This window comes from Pseudoalteromonas sp. SR41-4 (assembly GCF_014163985.1).
Lineage (GTDB): Bacteria > Pseudomonadota > Gammaproteobacteria > Enterobacterales > Alteromonadaceae > Pseudoalteromonas > Pseudoalteromonas rhizosphaerae.
The window spans coordinates 209,427-232,596 of the sequence record NZ_JACJEI010000005.1; the positions used below are offsets into that span (position 1 = coordinate 209,427).

At 41.2% G+C, this 23,170-nt stretch carries 20 protein-coding genes; 10 read left to right on the top strand and 10 right to left on the bottom strand.

Annotated features, from left to right (window positions below):
* Nucleotides 1–45: 45 nt before the first annotated feature.
* Together lysA and H5180_RS06205 are read right to left on the bottom strand one after the other, a co-directional pair.
* Nucleotides 46–1,299, bottom strand: a complete 1,254-nt coding sequence (gene lysA / locus H5180_RS06200) for a diaminopimelate decarboxylase (RefSeq protein ID WP_149982184.1) — start codon at nucleotides 1,297–1,299, stop codon at nucleotides 46–48.
* On the bottom strand, nucleotides 1,299–1,493 hold the full coding sequence (locus H5180_RS06205; RefSeq protein WP_145239946.1) for an LPS translocon maturation chaperone LptM: 195 nt from the start codon (nucleotides 1,491–1,493) through the stop codon (nucleotides 1,299–1,301). Before H5180_RS06205 ends, lysA begins: the two co-directional genes overlap by 1 nt.
* A 148-nt stretch (nucleotides 1,494–1,641) precedes the next feature.
* On the opposite strand from H5180_RS06205, the gene cyaY reads away from it, so the two are divergent.
* The 8 genes from cyaY (at nucleotide 1,642) to add (ending at nucleotide 11,378) form a co-directional block, all read left to right on the top strand.
* On the top strand, nucleotides 1,642–1,965 hold the full coding sequence (cyaY, locus tag H5180_RS06210) for an iron donor protein CyaY (protein ID WP_145239944.1): 324 nt from the start codon (nucleotides 1,642–1,644) through the stop codon (nucleotides 1,963–1,965).
* Nucleotides 1,962–2,618, top strand: a complete 657-nt coding sequence (locus H5180_RS06215; protein WP_149982182.1) for an alpha/beta hydrolase — start codon at nucleotides 1,962–1,964, stop codon at nucleotides 2,616–2,618. The genes cyaY and H5180_RS06215 overlap by 4 nt, the downstream gene beginning before the upstream one ends.
* Before the next feature lie 25 nt (nucleotides 2,619–2,643).
* On the top strand, nucleotides 2,644–3,546 hold the full coding sequence (locus H5180_RS06220; protein ID WP_145239940.1) for a DUF2914 domain-containing protein: 903 nt from the start codon (nucleotides 2,644–2,646) through the stop codon (nucleotides 3,544–3,546).
* Between the two features lie 62 nt (nucleotides 3,547–3,608).
* Nucleotides 3,609–4,547: a hydroxymethylbilane synthase gene (gene hemC, locus H5180_RS06225; protein ID WP_149982317.1), complete on the top strand. Its 939-nt coding sequence runs from the start codon at nucleotides 3,609–3,611 to the stop codon at nucleotides 4,545–4,547.
* Nucleotides 4,548–6,413: a uroporphyrinogen-III C-methyltransferase gene (locus tag H5180_RS06230; protein ID WP_145239938.1), complete on the top strand. Its 1,866-nt coding sequence runs from the start codon at nucleotides 4,548–4,550 to the stop codon at nucleotides 6,411–6,413.
* On the top strand, nucleotides 6,410–7,519 hold the full coding sequence (locus tag H5180_RS06235) for a heme biosynthesis HemY N-terminal domain-containing protein (protein ID WP_182757909.1): 1,110 nt from the start codon (nucleotides 6,410–6,412) through the stop codon (nucleotides 7,517–7,519). The genes H5180_RS06230 and H5180_RS06235 overlap by 4 nt, the downstream gene beginning before the upstream one ends.
* A gap of 38 nt (nucleotides 7,520–7,557) precedes the next feature.
* The gene (locus tag H5180_RS06240) at nucleotides 7,558–10,251 is read left to right on the top strand and encodes a CHASE domain-containing protein (protein ID WP_182757910.1); all 2,694 of its coding nucleotides are present in this window, start codon (nucleotides 7,558–7,560) and stop codon (nucleotides 10,249–10,251) included.
* A 125-nt stretch (nucleotides 10,252–10,376) separates the two neighbouring features.
* Nucleotides 10,377–11,378, top strand: a complete 1,002-nt coding sequence (add, locus tag H5180_RS06245; protein WP_182757911.1) for an adenosine deaminase — start codon at nucleotides 10,377–10,379, stop codon at nucleotides 11,376–11,378.
* A 30-nt stretch (nucleotides 11,379–11,408) separates the two neighbouring features.
* Here the strand turns inward: add and H5180_RS06250 are convergent, their stop codons facing one another.
* The 5 genes from H5180_RS06250 to ubiD all read right to left on the bottom strand — a co-directional run bounded on the left by H5180_RS06250 (nucleotide 11,409) and on the right by ubiD (nucleotide 15,366).
* Complete coding sequence (locus tag H5180_RS06250; protein ID WP_149982176.1) at nucleotides 11,409–11,822, bottom strand: CBS domain-containing protein; 414 nt, start codon at nucleotides 11,820–11,822, stop codon at nucleotides 11,409–11,411.
* A gap of 108 nt (nucleotides 11,823–11,930) precedes the next feature.
* Nucleotides 11,931–12,644 (bottom strand): YafY family protein, encoded by a 714-nt coding sequence (locus H5180_RS06255; RefSeq protein ID WP_182757912.1) that lies wholly within the window; start codon nucleotides 12,642–12,644, stop codon nucleotides 11,931–11,933.
* 29 nt (nucleotides 12,645–12,673) lie between these two features.
* Entirely contained in the window at nucleotides 12,674–12,997 is a 324-nt protein-coding gene (locus H5180_RS06260) for a hypothetical protein (RefSeq protein ID WP_257325242.1), read from the bottom strand.
* A 102-nt stretch (nucleotides 12,998–13,099) separates the two neighbouring features.
* The gene (gene fre, locus H5180_RS06265) at nucleotides 13,100–13,813 is read right to left on the bottom strand and encodes an NAD(P)H-flavin reductase (protein WP_145239924.1); all 714 of its coding nucleotides are present in this window, start codon (nucleotides 13,811–13,813) and stop codon (nucleotides 13,100–13,102) included.
* An 86-nt stretch (nucleotides 13,814–13,899) separates the two neighbouring features.
* Nucleotides 13,900–15,366: a 4-hydroxy-3-polyprenylbenzoate decarboxylase gene (gene ubiD, locus H5180_RS06270; protein WP_182757913.1), complete on the bottom strand. Its 1,467-nt coding sequence runs from the start codon at nucleotides 15,364–15,366 to the stop codon at nucleotides 13,900–13,902.
* 166 nt (nucleotides 15,367–15,532) lie between these two features.
* On the opposite strand from ubiD, the gene H5180_RS06275 reads away from it, so the two are divergent.
* On the top strand, nucleotides 15,533–18,166 hold the full coding sequence (locus H5180_RS06275) for an EAL domain-containing protein (protein ID WP_182757914.1): 2,634 nt from the start codon (nucleotides 15,533–15,535) through the stop codon (nucleotides 18,164–18,166).
* A gap of 84 nt (nucleotides 18,167–18,250) precedes the next feature.
* Here the strand turns inward: H5180_RS06275 and H5180_RS06280 are convergent, their stop codons facing one another.
* Both H5180_RS06280 and H5180_RS06285 read right to left on the bottom strand, forming a co-directional pair.
* Nucleotides 18,251–20,272, bottom strand: coding sequence for a methyl-accepting chemotaxis protein (locus tag H5180_RS06280; RefSeq protein ID WP_145239918.1), 2,022 nt, complete (start codon nucleotides 20,270–20,272; stop codon nucleotides 18,251–18,253).
* Nucleotides 20,273–20,348: 76 nt separating this feature from the next.
* Nucleotides 20,349–20,633, bottom strand: coding sequence for an MliC family protein (locus H5180_RS06285; RefSeq protein ID WP_145239917.1), 285 nt, complete (start codon nucleotides 20,631–20,633; stop codon nucleotides 20,349–20,351).
* 123 nt (nucleotides 20,634–20,756) lie between these two features.
* Here H5180_RS06285 and H5180_RS06290 point away from each other — a divergent pair, with 123 nt between their 5' ends.
* Nucleotides 20,757–21,677 (top strand): DUF808 domain-containing protein, encoded by a 921-nt coding sequence (locus H5180_RS06290; RefSeq protein WP_145239915.1) that lies wholly within the window; start codon nucleotides 20,757–20,759, stop codon nucleotides 21,675–21,677.
* Nucleotides 21,678–21,733: 56 nt separating this feature from the next.
* Here the strand turns inward: H5180_RS06290 and H5180_RS06295 are convergent, their stop codons facing one another.
* The gene (locus H5180_RS06295; RefSeq protein WP_182757915.1) at nucleotides 21,734–23,023 is read right to left on the bottom strand and encodes a hypothetical protein; all 1,290 of its coding nucleotides are present in this window, start codon (nucleotides 23,021–23,023) and stop codon (nucleotides 21,734–21,736) included.
* Between the last annotated feature and the right edge of the window lie 147 nt (nucleotides 23,024–23,170).

Sequence of the window (23,170 nt, forward strand, 5' to 3'; positions counted from 1 at the left end):
TGCTCTGCGCTAATCATGCCACAGAGCAGCCTCGTTACAAAAAGTTTATGGTAAAATTTTCTCGCCTTGCCATAGACTTTCCAGAGTTTCACGCGCGCGGATCAAATGACTCTGCTCGCCATCGACCATGATCTCTGCCACACGTGGCCGTGAGTTATAATTTGAGCTCATGGTAAAGCCGTAGGCACCAGCGCTGCGCTGGGCAAGTAAATCACCTTGTTGTAAGGCTAACAGGCGATCTTTACCTAAAAAATCACCGGTTTCACACACCGGACCGACAATATCAAAGTTGTATGTGGGTGTGTCGTCATTACGAGGCGTTACCGGCACAATTTTTTGCCATGCTTGATATAAAGCAGGGCGCAACATATCGTTCATACCGGCATCAACGATTGCAAAAAACTTATCTTGGTTTTGTTTTATAAACTCAACTTTTGTAACCAAAATACCCGCATTGGCAGCAATCGCACGGCCCGGTTCAAAAATAAGCTCTAAGTGTTGATAATCAGTTAAACGATCGGTGATATGTGCCACATATTCACTTGGATGCGGTGGCGCTTCGCCATTGTATGGTACGCCTAAACCGCCGCCAATATCTAAATGGCTGAGTTCAATACCGTTGGCTTTTAAATCGTCAATTAGAGCCAGTACTTTGTCTAGTGCTTCGAGAAATGGTTTGATTTCAGTCAGCTGTGAGCCAATGTGACAATCAACCCCGGTGATTTTTAGGCCAGGCAATGACGCAGCATACTGATAAACACTTGTTGCAGTAAGAATATCTATACCGAATTTATTTTCTTTTAAACCCGTTGAAATATACGGATGGGTTTTCGCATCGATATCAGGGTTTACACGAATTGAAATTGGCGCGACTAAATTAAGTTCACTGGCAACGTGTGAAATACGATCTAGCTCTGAGACAGACTCAACATTAAAACATTTAATCCCGAGCTTGAGTGCGTAGGCAATCTCGTCTGCTGTTTTGGCAACCCCTGAAAAAACCACTTTACTAGCGTCGCCTCCGGCCGCAATGACGCGGGCAAGCTCACCTTTAGAAACAATATCAAAACCTGAGCCCAAGCGTGCCAGCACATTTAAAACAGCAATGTTTGAATTGGCTTTTACAGCATAGCAAACTAAGTTTTTATGATTGGTCGCGGCCTGTGCAAAGGCAAGGTAATGACGCTCAAAGGTTTTGCGAGAATATATATAACAAGGCGTACCGTATTGTGCGGCGAGCTCCTTGACAGCGATGTCTTCAGCATGCAGCTGATTATTTTTATAGTCAAAAAAGTCCATTATTGGTCCTGTTTCGATTCAATTGTTGATGACTGTGTTTGCGTAACTGGAGTTGTTACTTGTTGTGGTTTATTTGGCTCGGCTTTATCTTCTGGCAAATATAGTGGCCCGCTTTGTCCGCAGCCAGCTAAAGTGATGAGTAGTACACCAAGTGGGGAAAGTCGTTTTAATTGTTTAAGATGCATCTCTTTCATTAGATTAATCGTGTTGCTGGCTTTATAATCGCAGATTAACAGAATATCTAAAAAATGCAGCTATTCGCGGATGAATTTATTCCTGTTACACTAGCTGCATGCAATTCGTACCGAATATCTGGCTAAATGCCCGTAAAAGGAAACAATAATGACTGATCATGAATACCACCAATTAGCCGAAGCTCTTATGTTTACCATTGAAGAACAAGTGGATGACTGTGAAGCTGACTTAGACTATGAATCTGCACAAGGTATTTTGGAGATTATTTTTGCTGATCGCAGTAAAATTGTGATTAATAAGCAAGCTCCTTTGCATCAAGTATGGGTTGCGACTAAGTTTAATGGTCACCATTTTGAATTGCGTGGCGATAAGTGGATTGATAATCGCTCGGGCGCAGAATTTTGGCAGTTTATGAATGAAGCAACAACGCGTCAAGCTGGCCAAACGGTAGAATGGCAATCAGCACTATGAGTTTAGAGTTTGTAGAATACGCGGCAAAAGGCCAGCATCAAGCAACGATTATTTGGTTACATGGTTTAGGCGATTCAGGCGATGGATTTTTACCTGTCGCATCGCAACTTGCATTGCCTGATGAATTAGGTGTGCGGTTTGTGTTCCCGCATGCTCCGGTACAACCGGTCACCATAAATGGTGGTATGGCAATGCGTTCTTGGTATGATATTAAATCTATGGATCTAGACAAGCGCGCTGATGAAACTGGAGTACGCGAATCAGCGGCGAAGGTTGAGCAGTTGATTGAGCAAGAGCTTGGTAAAGGTATTCCTGCAGATAAAATAATATTGGCTGGTTTTTCTCAAGGTGGCGTTATTGCGCTACATTTAGCACCGCGTTTAACTCAGAAACTGGCAGGTGTAATGGCGCTTTCGACTTATATGTGCGTGCCAGATAAGTTAACGGCTGAAGCTAAACATACAGATTTGTCGGTATTTATGGCTCATGGTAGCCAAGATCAAGTAGTACCTTATGATGCAGGTCGTCATGCGTTTGACATACTTACAACGCATAACATGGATGTAAGTTGGCAAGATTACCCAATGGGCCATCAGCTCTGCGGGGAAGAACTAATGGCTATTCGCCACTGGTTGATCGCGCGCTTAAGTTAAATAGTGTTGAGTAGCCGAGGCTAAAATGAAACAAAAAATAGTGATCACTGCAAGTATGAGTCGAGAGGCTGCACCTATTGCGCCTGAGGTAACCTATCAATGGCATTGGCAGCGCATTGTTACCGTTACGCTACTGATGATATTTGCGTTAGTTATTTTTACTTATAGCCTGTTGAGCTCCGTAAATGCTGAGCAAAATGATCAACAACAACCCCTTGATAGCCCCGAGTCTGTTGCACAGACAAGCGAAGAAGACGCGCCTTTAGCATCTTCAACAACGGTAGCAGACAATACAGAGTTTGAGGTAGTCAGCGAAGCGTCGACACTCACTGATATTAATGCTGATGATGGTAATGATGCTAGTGTAGTGGATGATAAAAGTGAATCGCTAGAAATGGCGATGATAACTGATAGCCCAGAACAGCAAATTGTTGATAGTAATCAGCCCGAACAAAGCCAAGCACTTGCAGCTAATACTATTGTTGCTACAAATACCAATAATGAGCCAGTAGAAAGTGACGTTAGTGCGGAGCAACCAGATAGTTTTGCTACATCCGCACATATTGCCAGCGTTGCTCTTGGTGCAAAAATTGATACCGACAAAGTAAGCCGCGCAGTATTGACCCGTGAAGTGGTTGATCGTGAGCCCGTTAATGTTTTTAAAGCGGATGTGCGTTTAAATGAATTTACTGAAACAATGGCATTTTTTAGTGAGCTTAAAAATATGCAAGGGCAGACGGTCAAGCATGTTTGGCGCTATGAAAATGAAGTGCTAGCTAGTATTGAGCTTGGTGTAACGTCTCCTCGGTATCGCACTTACTCTAATAAAACTATTTTACCTGAACAAGTTGGCAACTGGCGTGTTGATGTTGTTGACGAACAGGGCCATTTATTGGCACAAAAAGAATTTCGCATTTTAGCTGAGTAAGTGTTTATTCACCTTTAGGCTCAGCAAAGAAAATTAATTGGACTCCTTTTATGACTGAAAACGTGACAAAAAAACCTCAACTTATTCGTATCGCTACGCGTAAAAGTGCATTAGCACTGTGGCAGGCTGAATTTGTAAAGGCACAGCTAGAGCATTTCCATGCCGGCATTACTGTTGAGCTAGTACCAATGTCGACACAAGGAGATATTATTCTTGATACACCACTTGCAAAAATCGGTGGCAAAGGACTATTTGTTAAAGAGCTTGAGCAGGCCATGTTAGATGGCCGTGCAGATATCGCTGTGCATTCAATGAAAGATGTACCTGTTGATTTTCCTGAAGGGTTAGCACTGCATACAATTTGTGAACGTGAAGATCCACGCGATGCATTTGTGTCAAATACCTTTGCCAACATTGCACAGCTACCACAAGGTGCTATTGTTGGTACATCGAGTTTGCGTCGTCAGTGTCAAATTCGTGAACTGCGTCCTGATTTAGAAATTCGTGATTTACGCGGTAACGTCAATACTCGCCTAGCTAAGCTTGATGATGGCCAATATGATGCGATTATTTTAGCTGCTGCTGGATTAATTCGTTTACAGATGCATGACCGTATTAAAGCATTTATTGAACCAGAAGAATCGTTACCAGCGAATGGTCAGGGCGCTGTAGGTATTGAATGCCGTATTGATGACGAGGTTACCCAAGCGTTACTTGCACCACTTGAGCATAACGAGACACGTATTCGTGTTAATGCCGAACGTGCAATGAATCGCCGTTTAGAAGGTGGTTGCCAAGTACCAATTGGCGCTTATGCTTTAGTTGATGGCGAGCAAGTACATTTACGTGGTTTAGTGGGCGCAATTGATGGCAGCGAAATTTTACGCGCTGAGATCAGTGGTAAAGCAATTGATGCTGAACAGCTTGGTGTGCAACTGGCTGAACAGTTACTTGCTTTAGGCGCAGATAAAATTTTAGCTGAAGTATATAGAGACGCATAAATGTCACAGATCCTGATAACTCGCCCACATGGAAAAGGCGCCGACCTTGCAGAGCAACTGTCGCAAGGGGGTTATCAGGCGACTTTATTTCCGGTTTTGAAAATTGATTACTTAACCCCAGATAATACTCAACTGACCCCTTTACTGAATGCAGATAAAATTATTTTTATCTCCCAAGATGCTGTCAAAGCATTGTTGGCACTTAAACCCGATATCAATACTAAAGCGCAATTTTATGCCGTAGGTGAACAAACGGCAGAAGCCATTTGGCAGGCATTTGGCGTACGAGCAGCCGTGCCTAAACTGCATGATTCTGAAGGATTACTGGCTTTAAAATCATTACAGCAAGTTGATGGTCTAAATATAGTGTTGGTCAAAGGTAAAGATGGCCGAGCAACGATTGCAAAAAACTTAAAGCAACGTGGGGCATTTTTAAATAATTTAGTGGTTTATCAACGAGGCCCTGTAGAAGGTAATGCAACTGACTGGCTAGACCACTGGCAAAGCCTTGATGTTAAAGGTATAGTCATAACAAGTAATGCGGCAGTTGATGCGATTTTTCGGGAACTGGGCGCAAAACAATTAGAGTGGATCAGACAGTGCCAGTTTTATGTTGCCAGTGCTCGCATTAGTGAATACCTTGCGGCGCAACAGATTGACTCGGCAAATATACACATTGCTGCAGGTGCAAGCGATAGCGCTATGTTTACTTGTATTAGCGAAGGTAACATTATGAGTGAAGATACAAAGCCAACATCACAGCTTGCTGACCCTAAAGCAACGCCAAGCAGTTCAACCAAGGCGAGTGCTAAGGTTGCAGACTCTCCTTCGGCAACAAAAAAAGACTTTGCTATGAAACAAGAAACGAACCAAAACAACAAACAAAAAATAAGTAAAACTGGCAGCTTAGCATTACTTATCTCGTTGATTGTGGCCTCTGGTGTTGGTTTTCAGTTTTACCAAAAACTTCATACACAACAGCAAGCAAATCTGTTAGTTAATCAGTTATCAGCTGACAACCAATTACTCAGTAAAGAGCTGCAAGCAGTGAAAGTTGCGCAGCAAACCTTGCAACAAGCGCTGTTTAATAGTGAGCAAAAAGTTGCTGCTAGCTTAGCTGAAAATGCAGATAACACGGCAAAACAATTAGCAGCCGCCTTGCAGCGTGCAGAGCAACAAACATATAGTCTTAATCCACAAGAGGTGACTAGTTTGCAGCGTATGGCTGAGTTTAAACTGTGGGCTGAGCATGATTATAATGGAGCGGCGGCAGTATTAACTCGATTAGATACGTTATTAGCAGAGCATCCAGGAACTGGCGCTATTCGCCAAGCAATATATCAAGATTTGCAAGCGCTTAGCACTGTTGAGCCGGTTGCAATAGAAGCAATTTATTTAAAGCTGCACGGTGTACTTGGGCAAGTAGATAAGCTCGTTTTCAATGCGGTGGCATTACCACAAGAAGTAGATCAAAAAGAGCAACATGTATTGAGCGAAAACGTTAGTGATTGGCAGCAAAATTTAGCTAATTCGTGGCAGCAATTTAAAGATAACTTTATTAAAATTCGCCAACGTGAAGATATCGCTATTGAACCTTTATTGACAGAGTACGAGCGTCATTTGATCCAACAGCGATTAAGTTTATATTTATCGCAAGCTCAAGATGCGCTTTTGACTAAACAAGCCAGTATTTATTTTACTGCTCTGAGTCAAGCCGAAGTATTAGTAAAAGATTATTTCCAACATGATGAAGCACTAACTAAAAGTACGCTTAAAGCGCTGCAGGAGTTGAGCAAAGAGCAGTTAAACTTTAGTCCAGCTATCACTTTGCAAAGTACTGAGCAGATCAAGGAGTGGGCAAAATGATCCGCTTAATATTGGTTATTATAGCAGTTGCTGTATTACTTGCTTTATCGCCTATGTTAATAGGTGAAGTGGGTTATGTATTAATTTCGTTTAATCAAACTACTATTGAAGGGTCTATCGTCGCTTTTTGCGCGACCATTTTGGTTATCGCGCTGGGTTTGTATTTAACTTATAAGCTTATTCGTTATATTTTGTCTTTATACAGCAATACTCGCCATCGTTTTTTTGCCCGCAGTGAAGAGCGTAAACAAGCGGCGATTGAGCAAGGTGTATGGAGCTTAATTAATGGTGATAGCGAGCAGCTAGAACTGGCATTGGGAAACAATAGCGTGGCTGATAATTGGCAAGATGTGCGCTATGCGTTACTAGCTAAAGCGGCTTTACAAAATAATAACACAAGCAAAGCGATTGGATTACTTGAGAAAATATCGCCAGCAAACCAACTAAAAGCGGCTAAACTCTGGTTAGCCAGTGGTGATTGCAGCACAGTAAGCAGTGAATTAAAAGCGTTAGCGGAAGCTAAAAAAGCCACCGCGCTGGAGCTGAAATTGTATGCCGAAGTACTTGTGCAACAGCAAAAATGGACTGCGCTTGAGCAGTTTATGCCGCGTTTACTAAGTAAAAAAGCGTTAACAGATAGCCAATGGTCGATATTATTAACCACCTACTTTATGGCACAGCCAGAATCGCAATTAACCGATAAGTATCAGCAACTATCTAAAAACGTAAAAGTAAAAGCGCATAGCTGTTACTTAGCTGCGATGGCAAAAGCTGGGCGTTTAAATGAGATTGAATTAAGTTTACTTAAAATGCTGAAAAAACCAGAGCAGCATATTGAGCTTGCACATATATTAAAAGTGTCCGCCCCTGGAGACGCATTAAAGTTACAGGCGAGTTTACAAGATACTTTAAAAAAAGAGCCGGATAATCAAGCATTGTTACTGGCACTTGCATGCTTAGCTAATGCTCATGGTGAGTATGAGCTTGCTGCTCGGGTGTTCGATAAAGCGTTAAACACAGAGAACAGCAAAGAATATTTAGTACAAGCACAGCTTAGTTATAGTAAAAGCGCACAACCACAAAAAGCACTCGACCTTTATTTGTAATTACAGTTAGTTGAGGCCTGAATAGGAGCGCCAGAGCATTGCAAAATATATTTACTCTGACGTTTGGTTTAACTTTTGCTTATTTTATTACTGGGTTTTTCAGTAATTCGCTGCTCGCTATTGATGGTTATGCAGTGGCTTCGTGGCCACCATCAGGCATTGCCCTTGCAGGGTTTTTATTGTGCGGGCGACGCGCCTTAGTTGGGGTTTTGCTCGGTGCTTTACTCACCAATATGATTCATCTCGATCGTGTTGCTGATATTCTGCATTGGCAGGTTTTCTTACAAGCTTTAGCTGTCTCTTTTGCAGCCGTTTTGCAGGCCTGGGTAGGCTGCTATTGCATCGTTAAAATAATTAAAGCTCCGCTAGATTTATCCTCTTTAAAACACAGTGTACAAAGCTTGATCATTGCAGGGCCTGCTTGCTGTGTGATTGCTGCAGCGATAGGCACTAGCTTATTGGTGTCCAATAATATAATACCGGTACATACCGCTTTTGATAACTTTGTGGCGTGGTGGATTGGCGACAGTATTGGGGTGTTAATTTTTACACCGTTAATATTGGCGGCTTTTAATTACGAGCAGATGCGTCATCGCTTACAAGTAATTTTACCTGCAACCCTAATTTATATTGTTATAAGTGTTAGCTTTTATGCTGCAGCAAGTGTGAAAAAAGACAAAGATATTCAAAAGCAAGAAGCAAAAGTAGCTGAAGTTCGGTTGGAAATAAATCATAAATTAGATGAGGTATCGGCGCATTTAGCTCTGCTTTCTACTTTTTTTGCCAGTAGTGATGAAGTTAGTTACGCTGAATTTAAGCGTTTTACTACAACTCAACTTAATTACAGCAATGAAGTACTTGCCCTAGAATGGGTGCCAAATGTACCGTTATCAACGGTTGCTCAATACCAACAACAAATTCGTCTAGAAGGCTTTAATGAGTTTTATATAAAAGAGCAATCACCCCAGCAACAGTGGCAGAGTGTGACTAAACGGGACAGTTATTACCCTGTACAGTATGTACATCCGATGCTGGGTAATGAAGAGGTATTAGGTTTTGATTTAGCCTCAAATGCGCAAATCCGTAATGTGATGATGATGTCAAAAGCATTAAATGAGTTGATTATCAGCGAGCCGATGAAGCTTGTACAAAGTAACAATGATGATACTGGGGTGTTGTTTTTCTTTCCGGTTTTTGGTGACTTAGAGATGCAAGGTGATTTTAGGGGCTTTGTGGTTGGCGTTATTAACTTAGCGCGCTTGGCTGATACTTTGCAGATTAATCATCGTAGTCAAATAAGTATGCACTTCTACGATGTGACTGATGCGCAGCAGCGACAACTAATCTACCGCGCATCTCGCACCGATAGTGAACTGCTGAGTGAATACCAGTTAGTTATCGGGCAGCGAATTTGGCAAGTTCAGCTATTTGAACCAACAACACAAACGTCATGGATAATGTATTGGTTTGCACAAATATTAGGGATGTTATTTGTTTGGTTACTGATCACTTTTTTAATCTCAGTGACCGGCACCAATATTCAGGTGCGCGAGCAAGTTGCTCAACAAACACGAGTGTTGCGTCAAGAAAAACAAAAAGCAGATGAAGCAAGTCAAATCAAAAGCCAGTTTTTAGCGAATATGAGTCACGAAGTACGTACTCCGATCAATGGCATTAAAGGTCTGCATTATTTAGCGTTGCAACAGCAAGATTGGCAACAAGCCCGCCATTATATTGAACAAGCTGATGGTGCACTGAGTGTGTTGCTGCGAGTATTAAATGATGTACTCGATTTCTCTAAAATGGAAGCTGGCAAACTCGATTTAATACAAGAGCCTATTGCGTTAAATCAGCTTATTGATGAATTAGTTAATTTGGTGAAATTTGACGTTGATATAAAGTCGCTGAAATTAATATTAGAACTCGATAACAACGCGGATCTTCAGCTAGATAGCGACCCAATACGTTTAAAGCAAGTCTTGTTGAATTTATTAAATAATGCGATTAAGTTTACCGCTACAGGCACAATCACACTCAAAGTATGGCAGCAGCAAGACGTCACTTACTTTAGTGTCAGTGATACTGGTATTGGTATTAGCCAAGTAGCTCAACAGCAACTTTTTCAACCGTTTGCACAAGCCGATAGCTCTACCTCGCGACAGTTCGGCGGTACAGGTTTGGGGTTAAGTATTTGCAAAAAATTGGTTGAATTGATGGGAGGAAATATTAGTTTAGTAAGCGAGGAAGGACAAGGTTCAACTTTCACTTTTACCTTACCACGTATCTCGCCTCTCGCTAAAGCCGAGCAATTAGAGCCTCTCTTTGCTGAGATTGACACGAGTACTTTATCGCTTGCTGAATTTAAGATCCTATTGGTGGAAGATAATCCGCTAAACCAACATGTTGCTACCGCTATATTAAAAACCAAAGGGTGTATTGCTGATGTTGCCAGTGACGGTTTTGAAGCCATTGAGAAGGTCTCTGAAACCCGTTATGATTTAGTGCTTATGGATATTCAAATGCCTAATATGGATGGTTTGCAAGCCACTAAAGTGATTCGTGATGAGCTATTTATACATCAGCTTCCTATTATTGCTCTGTCAGCAAATGCTCATGATGATGATGTTAAAAAAGCTCTCGCAGCTGGTATGAATGGCTATTTAACAAAACCAATCGATGCCGAAAAGCTATTTAAAACCATATGGCATTATCTACAAAAGAGTAGTGATTAATTTTTAGTACTTTTATCGAGCGGGGCTGACAAATGACCTCAATAATACAAACAAAATCATCTAAACTTGAATTACCGATTTAAGTGCGTATGATCCGCGCAAATTAACTGAACTGAGTGCTAATTATGATCAATAAAAAACTCCCTTTGCTAGATATCCATCGCCATTTAGATGGTAATGTCCGCGCGCAAACTATTCTTGATTTAGGTCGTCAGTTCAATATTAAGCTGCCTGCTGATAATGTTGCAGACTTAATACCGCATGTGCAAGTTATCGATCCTGAGCCTAACTTAATGGCTTTTTTACAAAAGCTTGACTGGGGCGTCACGGTATTGGGTGATTACGATGCGTGTCGGCGTATTGCCATCGAAAATATTGAAGATGCGCAAGCACAAGCTCTTGATTATGTAGAGCTGCGTTTTAGCCCTTACTACATGGCACAAAGCCAAGGCTTACATCCACAAGGTGTTGTTGAAGCTGTAGTTGATGGTATTAAAAGTGCGACTCAAAGTAGCACGGTTAAAGCTAACCTGATTGGTATATTATCACGTACTTATGGTACTAGAGTTTGCCAGCAAGAGTTAGATGCCTTACTCGCGTTTAAAAATGATTTAGTTGCAGTGGACTTAGCTGGTGATGAAATTGGCTTTCCGGGCGAGTTATTTGTCGATCACTTTAAGCAAGTACGTGATGCTTACCTTAGCGCAACGATTCACGCCGGTGAAGCTCTGGGAGCTGCCAGTATTTGGCAAGCAATCAATGAGCTAGGTGCTGAGCGTATTGGCCATGGTGTCAAAGCTATTGAAGATGCCAAGCTAATGGACTACCTACGTGATAAACGCATAGGTATTGAATCGTGCCTAACTAGTAACGTGCAAACCAGCACAGTAGCGAGTTTAGATGTACATCCACTGAAGCGCTTCTTAGATCATGGTATTTTAGCGTGTATTAATACCGATGATCCCGCAGTGGAAGGCATCGAAATTGAACATGAATACATGGTTGCAGGACCTGCTGCAGGACTGACTCAGGCTGATATGGAAAAAGCCCAAGCCAATGCACTTGATATTGCATACTTGAGTGATGCTGAAAAACAGCAACTAAAGCAAGCAGTCGCTGCTCGATAGTTACGATGTACAAGCCATTAAATTATGCGCCTAATGCTCACGTTGGCAGCTTAGGTAGTTATCAAACATGGCTTTAAGAATATCACTACGGCCTATCATGCCTATGACCGTAGTGCCTTCTACAACTGGGTAATTTTTAGGTTTGCCCGTTTTCATTTGCTCGGCAAGTTCCATTATGTTGGTGTCGCCGTTGACGGTTACAACCTCGGTTTGCATCAGTTGTGAAACCTTAACCACACCGTCACAAAAATAACTATTTTGCATTAACGGTTTTAGCAGTTCTTGCTCAGAAATAAAGCCCACTAAACATTTATTATCATCAAACACTGGCGCTCCCAGTAGTTTGAATTTTTGTAGTTCTGCAATTGCTGTGGTCATCTCGGTTTCAGGGGTTATATGCGGTAACTTGCGCTGCATAAAATCTTTTACTTTGGTGTTTAACATTTGGGTCTCTCCCAATTAATGAGTTATACAAAGTATGGTTAAGGATTGGCCGTTTGTGAAATTGTTTATGTTGATTGCGCTGATAGGTAACAACAATTACAGCTAAATTTAATTGTGAGCCAGACCATCAGAGTGAGTTTGGTATTTAGCTTTCACTAACTCCATATAATGCGCTAAGCTTTTTTGTGAATTAGTATCAAATGCCTTGGTGAGTGGAATAATGCTTTGAATACGATCTAAGCGAAACTCTCGGTAGTCACTGCGCAACTGACAATAAGCGATAAGAGTCCACTTTGCGCCCCAATATACCAGTCCTAAAGGGTCGACAATACGCTGAGTTGGTCGTTGATTAACATCTAGATAATGAAATTCAATGCAGGTTTTATTAGTGATGGCTTTACGAAGTATCAAAGTGGTCGTTTGGTGGCTTTTATCGTGATGAAATGCAGAGACTAAATACGGCAGCTCTGCAACGCGTTGCTTTAACCTGTTAGGCAACACTGCATTAATTTTAGTCATTGCAGCTTGGGCATTCGCCGCTAACTGTGGATCAGTCCAAGCGCTCACCATTTTACTACCTAACAACAGTGCTTGTAGCTCCTCAAGAGTAAACATCATCGGTGGTAGATCGTAATCGGTAATTAAATAGCCAGTGCCTGCCTCACCTTCAACGGGCACGCCCGAGCTCTGTAAGTGCTGAATATCGCGATAAATTGTTCGCTGAGATACCTGTAATTTATTGGCAAGTTCGTTTGCAGTGATCGCAAAGCGGCGACTCTTAAGTATGTTTACTAATTGAAATAGCCGCTCTGATTTGTGCATTGGTTATCCTTGTTTTCAAAAATACAGTGTTAGCTTTGTTGGCAAGCTGTTTGGCTAAGCACTTCAAAACGATCCTGCTTTATCGATTCTTTTGCAATGAGAGAAGTGTACTGTTGGCAAATAGCATTATCAAAAAATGTATCACGCAGTTTTTGGGCATCAGCAACCGTAGCAAAATAAATGATACTACTATATTGCTGGGTATCGGCTTGTTTAGCAAGGGAGCGGTAAAGTACGCCTGATTGGTTATCAATATAACGCTGAAAATCATTATTAGCGATGTGGAACTGCGCTAAGTTTGTATCAGTCTTTAGTTTGAAATTTACAACTTCGATTAAATTTGTGGTCATCATAGTTCTCCTTGTTTAAGAAGAGCTAAGTAAATCATAGCGGGCTGTCAGGGAGTGTCAGTAACCAGCTTACGGATAAAAATTAAACTGGTTACTCTGGTTATACTATTTTATAAATGCAAATGCATCGGCGAACATGTTTTCGCGAATTGCACCATGTGCTAGGAAATCATCGCGGACAATACCTATCATGTCAAAACGCCCTGCCATGTAAATATCATATGGGGCAAGCGATACGATATCGTTCATCACCGCTTTATGTACGTAGCCTGTGTGGCCTGTCCAGCTAGCTGTTGGGTTTTCCACTACTGGTATAAAGGTAAAGTTTTCACGGCTATCGGCCCATGTTTGCATTTCAGTATGCGCATACAAGGCTGACTCTTCACGCACACCCCAATAGAACAATACCGGACGCTCACAACCGATTTCACTTAAATGATCAGCCATAGATTTTGCGTATGAAAACCCAGTGCCGCCAGCGAGTAAAATAATTGGGCGTTCGCATTGGAGACGCAACTGTGAAATGCCTAAGCCGGCTTCAATCAACACCTGAGTTTTCTCAGCATGGGCTTGGCGAAGATGCTCTAAAGTTTGCATTGCATATGAATCAACTGCAGATGCGCCAATATGGAGTTCTAGCTCATCAGACTGTGAAGGGCGGCTGGCAATTGAAAACGCGCGCTTGTCTTTTTCGCCAAGCACTACTTGCAAATATTGGCCAGCTTCAAAGGTGACGCTTTCAACAGGTTTTAAAATTACTTTGTGAACAAATTCAGTGAGTGGGCTGATAGCGACAACTTCAGCGTGTAATGTTTGCATGTTTTACCTTAAATTAGCGGATACGCACTTTATTTGAACAATAATAACATATCCGCATAGTGAGTTTATAGCCTCTAAAAGAGCTGTTAAAGAATATCTAAGCTTTGCCAGATTTCATCGACGCGATCTTTAGTCGCTTGATCCATCACAATGGGTTCGCCCCACTCACGAGTGGTTTCGCCGGGCCATTTATTAGTGGCATCCATACCCATTTTTGAACCAAGACCTGAAACCGGTGATGCAAAGTCTAAATAATCAATCGGAGTGTTTTCAATTAGAGTAGTGTCGCGGGCGGGATCCATACGTGTAGTAATCGCCCAGATCACGTCATTCCAATCACGTGCGTTAACGTCATCATCACAGACAATGACAAACTTTGTGTACATAAACTGACGCAAGAACGACCATACCCCCATCATCACGCGCTTGGCATGACCTGGATATTGTTTTTTCATTGTCACTATCGCCATACGATATGAACAGCCTTCTGGCGGTAGATAAAAATCGACTATCTCAGGAAATTGCTTTTGTAAAATAGGTACGAAGACTTCATTGAGTGCGACCCCTAAAATTGCCGGCTCATCTGGTGGACGACCAGTAAAAGTGCTGTGATAAATAGGATCTTTACGATGTGTCATGTGGGTCACGGTCATAACAGGGAAGTTATCAACCTCATTGTAATAACCCGTGTGATCGCCATAAGGGCCTTCAGGTGCCATTTCGCCCGGCATTATATAGCCTTCAAGAACTATTTCAGCACTGGCAGGAACTTGTAAATCATTGGATATCGACTTAACTACTTCTGTTTTGCTACCACGTAGCAAGCCGGCAAAGGCGTATTCACTCAAGGTATCTGGCACTGGCGTGACGGCACCTAGGATTGTCGCAGGATCAGCACCCAATGCTACCGATACCGGATAAGGTTGGCCTGGGTTTTCTTTACACCATTCTTGAAAATCGAGAGCACCGCCACGGTGTGATAACCAGCGCATAATGATTTTATTTTTACCGAGTAATTGTTGGCGGTAAATACCTAAGTTTTGGCGTTTTTTGAAAGGTCCTTTGGTGACGGTTAAACCCCAAGTGATTAATGGAGCCACATCACCAGGCCAGCAGTGTTGAATTGGCAGCTTAGTTAAATCAACATCATCGCCTTCTAGAATAACTTGCTGACAAGGCGCTTTTTTAACTTCTTTGGCAGGCATATTTAATACTTGCTTAAACACTGGAATTTGGCTAAATGCTTCTCTAATGCCTTTTGGTGGCTCTGGCTCTTTTAAAAATGCCAGCAACTTACCGACTTCTCGTAGTTCGCTAACGTGTTCTTTACCCATTCCCATGGCAACACGCTCTGGTGTACCAAATAAGTTAGCTAGCACGGGGATATCATAACCTTTAGGGTTTTCAAACAATAAAGCGGGTCCCTTAGCACGTAGTGTGCGGTCGGCAATTTCGGTCATTTCAAGATAAGGATCAACTTCTTGGTGAATACGCTTCAGTTCACCTTTTTTTTCTAATAAATCGATAAAATCACGTAGATCTTGGTATTTCATTGTGGGCCGCTTTAAAGCTTAAAAGACTGTTGGCATTATACTTAAATAAAGACGTTAAGCGAATTAATGAGGTGTTTTTAGAGCGCATTTAAGCGATCATTTTTGTTACATTATAAGGTGAGTAAGCTATAGTTTAGGACAAATGTTTGAAATGAGTTTTTGATTAATGGGTGGGCTTATCGTAAAAACATTTATCAAGGCTGTTCTTCTTTGCTGTGTAATTACCTTTGTAGATCAAGTAAATGCTAAGCAATCATTAAATTCCGCGCTCAATGTGCCGCTTTTTAATGAGCACAGTGCCGTGATGTTAGTGGTAGAACCGCAAACGGGTGAAATTAAATTTGCTAATAAAGCAGCGGCAGCATTTTATGGTTACAGTATTGCGCAATTGCAAACAATGCGTATCCAGCAAATTAATATATTTACTGAGCAACAAGTTGCACAGGAACGCCAAGCTGCTCTGAGTAAAGGGCAAAACTATTTTGTTTTCAAACACCGATTAGCGAGCGGTGAAACACGTACCGTTAGCGTTTATTCAGCCCCATTTACAATTGAAAATAAAGATTTTTTATTTTCTGTCATACATGATATTTCATCTCAACGTAACCTTGAAAAAGCGCTTTGGCATTATCAAGAAAATCTTGAACAATTGGTTGCCATTCAAACTAATGAAATAGAACAAAAACGCACCGATCAATTGCTGTTAGCGCTAATATCTATTTCTGTACTGATAATACTGCTAGCGACTTTAACTTGGTTAGTTTTGCGATTACGCCGAGCTAAAAAATCGGCGCAAAAAGACAGTGCGACGCTAAAAGCGATTTTCAATAGTATTGATGATCTGCTCGTTTACACGGATGCCGAGCATAGGGTCATTACAGCTAATACTGCGGCTGTGCAAAAGTTAACGGCAGGCGAGCCACTGAAGGATAAAAATATTTACTCATTTACTGAGTGCCCGAAAGGAGTTGTTGGAGTTGATAGTGAGTGTCAATTTCACGGAGCCAAAGAGGTATTTTGGGGAGAGGCACGAGTAACCGCAGTTATCGACGAAAAAAATAGCAAAATTGGTGAAATACACTTAATTCGTGATATCACTTTAAAATTAAAAGCACGCCAGCAGCAACGACTCGCGAGCACGGTATTTTCGACAACTAATGAAGGTATTTTGGTTTCTAATCGTGATAATGAAATTCAAGCTGTAAATAAAGCCTTCACACAGATCACCGGTTATCAAGAACAAGATGTGCTTGGTAAAACACCTGCAATATTAAATTCGGGCCATCATAAACCATCGTTTTTTAAAGTGTTATATCGACGTTTAAATGAGGTAGGGCATTGGGAAGGTGAAATATGGAACCGCCGCAAAGATGGTAGTATTTATCCGAGCTGGGTCAATATTTCGGTAGTATTTGACGAGGAAAAAGACATTGAAGTTTATGTTACCTTATTTAACGACATTTCTTTACGCAAAGAAAATGAACAGGAAATGTGGCTACAAACTAATTTTGATACCTTAACGGGTTTGGCAAATCGCTATCATTATAATAGCAAGCTAGATCAAGAAATGATCCGTGCGACAGCTGATAATAAGCGTTTGGCAATTTGTTTTATTGATTTAGATCGGTTTAAAAGCGTTAACGATACCCTAGGGCATAATAGTGGTGATTTACTATTACTTGAGGCTGCCAAAAGGCTTAAAGCATGTATGCGCAGCTCTGATGTAGTTGCCCGTTTAGGTGGCGATGAGTTTGCGCTATTACTGCCAGGGATCAATACGTTAGCAGATATTGAGCGACTAGCTACAAAAACTCTGCTGGCGCTTAGTTCTTCATTTAAAATTGGTGAGCAAGATGTATTTGTATCCGGCAGTATGGGGATCACTATTTTCCCCGACGATGGAGTCGATCGCAAAATATTATTACGTAATGCTGATAGCGCCATGTACAAAGCTAAAGCACAAGGGCGAAACTGCTTTGAGTTCTTTACCAGTGGCTTGCATGAACAAGCGACTGCTCGCAGTAGGCTCGAAAATGCTCTTCATAAAGCGCTTAGTAATAACGAGTTTACCGTTTATTTTCAGCCAATTATTAGCCACGATAAAAAAACGGTCGGTTGTGAAGCTTTATTGCGATGGCATAGTGCGGAGCTTGGCGATGTGTCGCCGGCACAATTCATTCCTGTATGTGAAGAGTTAGGATTAATCATTCCAATTGGTGAGTGGGTACTCAGAGAAGCATGCCGCGAAGCTGCTAAGTGGTGTAGCAGTTTCGGTGATCAGTTTTTTGTTACGGTAAATATGTCTAGCGTGCAATTTATTCGCCAAGATATTGAAGCGTTAGTTAAAAGTGTTCTACAGGAAACGCAGTTATCAGCTCAGTGTTTAACCCTTGAAATTACAGAAACGCTACTTGCTGATAATAGCTCAAATATTTTGCAGCAGTTGCAAGCATTACGGGCAACCGGCGTGGGTTTAGCAATTGATGACTTTGGCACCGGTTACTCGTCGTTGAGCTATTTAAAGCGTTTTCCGCTGAGTAAGTTAAAAATAGATCGGGAGTTTATAAAAGACTTACCCGATGAGCTTGAAGATTGCGCGATGGTCAGTGCAATAATTTCAATGGCTAGTAACCTACAGCTCAAAGTTGTTGCCGAAGGAGTTGAAACCTTTGCACAGCTGGCTTTTTTAAATGCTCTAAATTGTGATTATATTCAAGGTTTTTTATACAGCAAACCACTGCCAGCGGCACTATTTGATAAATACATTAGGGAGTTTATCGCGGAGCAAAATAATAAATAAGCTGCTACACGCCACTGCAACGTTATTTCTGTGGCGTGTATTTATCATTATCACAATAGCTGCAGATGGGTTTTATATTCAAAGTTAGAACTTAAACCTTTCTACCGCGCTGGTTAATGAGTGAGCGAGTTGGTTAACGTCTTCACTTTGGTTGGCGAGAGACTTTGCATGTTCGGCATTCGTTTGTGCTTGCACCGTTACCTGCGCCATAATCTGTTTTATTTCATTGCTGTTATCAAGCTGGTGATGCGATGAACTGGCAATTTGCATACTCATTTGGTTAATTGTCACTAAGGTACTTTGTATTTTATCCACGGCTTGGTTTAATTCACTACTATTTGCTACACATTCTTTTGCTTGTTGTTGCCCATCGTTAATTTCATGATGAGCAGTGTTGGCCTGATGTTGCAGTGTTTGGATCATTGTATGTATTTCGCTAGTCGAGTTTTGCGTTCGTGCAGCTAAAGAGCGTACTTCATCTGCCACAACAGCAAAGCCTCGGCCATTTTCTCCTGCACGAGCAGCTTCAATTGCAGCATTGAGCGCAAGCAAATTAGTTTGCTCAGCAATACTACTAATTGTATCCACGATCGCGCCAATTAATTGTGTGTGCTGGGTTAGCTCATTAGTACTTTGTACTGCTTGATCAAGTCGAGTAAGCAACGCTGCGATACGCTGGCTGTTACGATCAGCAATCTGGTTTACATCATGGGCAAACTGCGAAGCGTTAGCAACTTCATTAGAGGTGTTATCCGCTCGTTCACAGACCGCTTGGGAATTACTATGCATGCTATGCGCCACCGAGTCGGCCTCTGCAATACGATCTAATTGCTGCTGTGCTGCTTCGGTCATATGTTGGCCTTGTGCACTGGTTTGAATTGCTGATTGATCTAAGGTGTGGGCGTTATCACTTATCGCACTTAGTAATGTACTTAGATCATCGCTTAATTGATTGATATTGTTTAAAAGTACACCAAATTCATCATCATTATGGGGCTTTGTACGTTTCGATAAATCCCCAGAAGCGATACGTGATAGTGCTTTATTTACAGCATTTAGTGGTTTTAACATTGCTTTGGTGGTTAAAAAGCAGATCAAGGCTGCAAATGAAATAAGCACTAAACTTATAATAATCGCGAGTCGCGAACCGGTAGTGATCACCGACTGAGCATCTGCCTGCAAGGTATCAAAGCGTTTATCGGCTAAATGATTTAACTCAATAATGAGCTGCTCGGTAAGTTGAAACTGTTGCTGGAATACAGCAAAGGCTTGCTCGGTCGCAACTTTACTGGTCAAAAGAGTACTTTGTTGCTGGTACAGTGTTGCCAACTGTTGATTAATTAAGCTGAGAAGGTCTTTTAGGTTGCTGAAATTTGTTTGATTTTTTAACTCACTCGCTTGCTGTTGTAGGTATGTAAAATTAGATTGGATATTGTCTAATAAAAAAGCGGTATCTTGTTGGTGCTCTGTGAGTGTTTGTAGGGAGCTAATGTGGTTGATGCTCTTAACATTATTGCCTAAGGTGAATAGTAAGTCGTCAATGCGGGTCGCGGTACCAACAATAGCGGCTAATAACGATTGTTGCTCCGGTGTTACTTCGATTAGTTCTAAATCAAGTAAGCCACTACTCAAGTCAGCAAGATTATTAGCGTAATCATTTGCTAATGAGGTAACCTGAGTTGCTGCTGTTAGGCCTTGTTGTTTGGTGTTAAACATTGTTGCGCTAGTGTCACTAAACTTTTGATAACGTTGTGTTATTTGTGATAGTAATTGCAGCATTTGCGGTTGGTCGTGCAGCTGAGAGTTTAATTCTTCTAGCTTGGTTTTAAATAAAGCTTGTTCTTCATGAGTGCTCTGTTGCTGCTGTTGCAAACTGGCTTTACTTGTTTGGCTGTATGCAACGGCATTAAATTTGGTGATTGATAACAGCGATAACCGCAAGGCATGACTTTGCTGTTGTACCGGTACAGCTAAAGTTTCTATATCCGAAGTGGCGTGATTAATTTGTCCTAATGACCAGTAAAAAAAACTACTGCTGGCGAGCATTAAAAAACCAATTGTGGCAAAGGCAAAAATTAGTTTCGTTTTAATAGCAATAGCGCGCATAGTGAACCCGTAAATACTTAATTATTTATGAGTGTAGCAGTATTTTTATAAATTATAAGTTTGGCGAGCGATTGTATTACTCTAAATTACAATGATATTTGTTGCCATCAATTATCAACATTGCTTCATTCCCTTTGGTCCAAAACAGCACATCTTCATTGGTATATTTTACGCCCGAGGCGCTGATTTGTTTGGTCAGCGAATGATTTACTTGATTGTAATTTAGCGTGGCACTTTCTTCATCGTTACTGGTAATAACGGCGCTTAGCTGGCTATCGCAGGAGAAAGACTGACTATTTAATTGTTCTGTGCATGCACTGAGGCTAATAACACCGAGTGCAATTAATAGGATTTTATACATAAACAAGTACCTTGGCTAAGTGTGTTTAGCAACTAGCATAGCAAACGAAAATTAACCTTTGGTGAAAATACTTGTTTAGGCTATGTTGATTATTATAAATTTTTTAACTGCAAAGGAAATGAGATGGCAGGTACTAACCTATTGACATTATTGGACGATATCACCACTTTATTAGATGATATTGCCACTATGAGTAAAGTCGCCACGAAGAAAACTGCGGGTGTGTTAGGGGATGATTTAGCCTTAAACGCGCAACAAGTGACAGGAGTCACTGCCGATCGTGAGCTACCAGTCGTGTGGGCGGTAGCGAAAGGCTCATTTTTAAATAAAGCAATTTTAGTTCCTGCAGCGTTATTAATAAGTGTTTGGCTACCTTGGCTTATTACACCTTTATTAATGGTTGGTGGATTATTTTTGTGTTTTGAAGGTGCTGAAAAGTTAGTCGAAAAGTTATTACCAGCTACGAAAAATGATGATGTAGATGCTATCGAAAATTTAGATTTAGTTGAGTACGAAAAACAAAAAGTAAAAGGAGCTATTCGAACCGACTTTATTTTATCGGCAGAAATAATAGTTATCACTCTAGGCACCGTGGCGGGTGCAAGTCTACTAAATCAAGCGTTAGTCTTAAGTGTTATTGCGGTGATCATGACCATTGGCGTTTATGGGTTAGTGGCAGGGATTGTAAAACTTGATGATGCTGGTTTGTATTTGCTTAACCAAGCACAGCAAACAGGAAACCGTTTTAAAGCATTATTAGGTAAAGGTTTATTAGCCGCAGCACCACGCTTAATGGCGTTTTTAGCATTTGCAGGTACGGTAGCGATGTTTTTAGTGGGTGGTGGAATTTTAGTGCATGGTATTAGTGTGTTGCATCATTGGCAAATCGCTGTTGCTGAGTTTGCACTAGCAAATTTAGGTACGCTGGGAGAGATTATTGCGCCTTTACTGTTCGATGGTTTATTCGGTGTATTAGCCGGTGCGGTTGCTGTGTTGGTTCATCATGGAATTGCCAGCATGAAAGCAAAAAAGCCAGCAAAGTAAATTTGCTGGCAATGAATTAGCAAGGGAATGCTATGAAAGTTATTTGCTTGAATTAATTAGTGTTCATGTTTTGATTCAGCAGCTATACCTAACCAGGTAATTTGATTAGGGATAAAATCAAGGTTAAGAATAGTTTTAGTCGTTTGCTCATGGGTGTCGATACTTAATACTATTTGGTTGTTTGCATCACTGATATATAAAGTATCGTCGGCCGCTGAGGCCGCGAGTGCATAGTTACCAGCTGGGTTTTCGAGTACTTTAAAGCGTGCGCTGACTTGCCAATCATCTTCAGCATGTAGCACTGACAAGAAACCATCACTTTCAAGTACATAAAACTCGCCGGTAATCCTATCCAGTGCACTTGCTAATACGGTATTTTCAGTATTTTGTTGCCATGCAAGCTGTGTCATTTCAGCTGATGCTGGGTCGATGGTGTAAAAAAGCTTACTTTGTGCAATACCTAAAAATAGTTCGCTGTGTTCACTCGCTTTAATTGTGCCAATACGCGTACCTTCAGCAAAGCTGTTGAGATTAGCTACTTTGGCTGCGTTAAACACACCACCTTTTTCAGTTATAACTAATACACCATCGCTACAGCCAAAAGCGATATGCTGGTGATTTTGCGCACTGCCATGTAGTGCAGGGCAATCCACTGCAAACCGCTGTTCTTGATGAAAGTGATCACCATGAATATGCAGTTGTTCAACATAATTTGGCAGCACGCTAGTTATATCTTCGCTGCGATAAGTTGTTATTACCGATTCACCGCGAATTTGCGCTGTACCATGCATGGCATTGTTAAAGCTATGTGCTGCAAGTATTTCGCCATCTTCAATTGATGTATCAGTTAAAATAGCAAAGCTTGCTGGGATCCCCGCATCTATATTGCCATCAAAAAACAGTGCCGCTTGCTGTTCGCTTATATCAAAATGAGTTGGCTTATCATTTGTTAATGTAAAACCTGAAAAGGAAGGTAGTTGTTCGTAATCATGCAGGTGATCATCATGATCTTCTTGGTATAAACCACCATCAATAAATTCTACATAGTTATCCGCGCGTTGTATAAGTACCGCAAAACGATTGTTAGGACTTGCATATAAGCCGCTAACAATATTTGCAGTATTAAACATTTCAAGTAGCGTGTCATTATCAGTATCGAAAATTGATACGTTTGCAGTATCAGCATGACTAATGGCTAAACGCCCTGTTGAGGTGATTCCGATATGATCATGGTTATCTGCCAGCCCAGCATTTTTATCTGCAAGATCATCAATTTCACTGTTACAAGCACACAGTACGGTGACCATAGATGCGATCAGGCTAGTTTTAAAGTTAGGTAAAATCATTAACATTCCGGTGTTTTGTTATAATGTATCGGTAATGTTATAATGTAACTTAATCAAAGTAAATAAGTACTCTTCGTTCTTTACTTAAGTATTTGGATGGATATCTATTTAAAATCTTACTGGGTACAATTGCAAAGAATATAAATA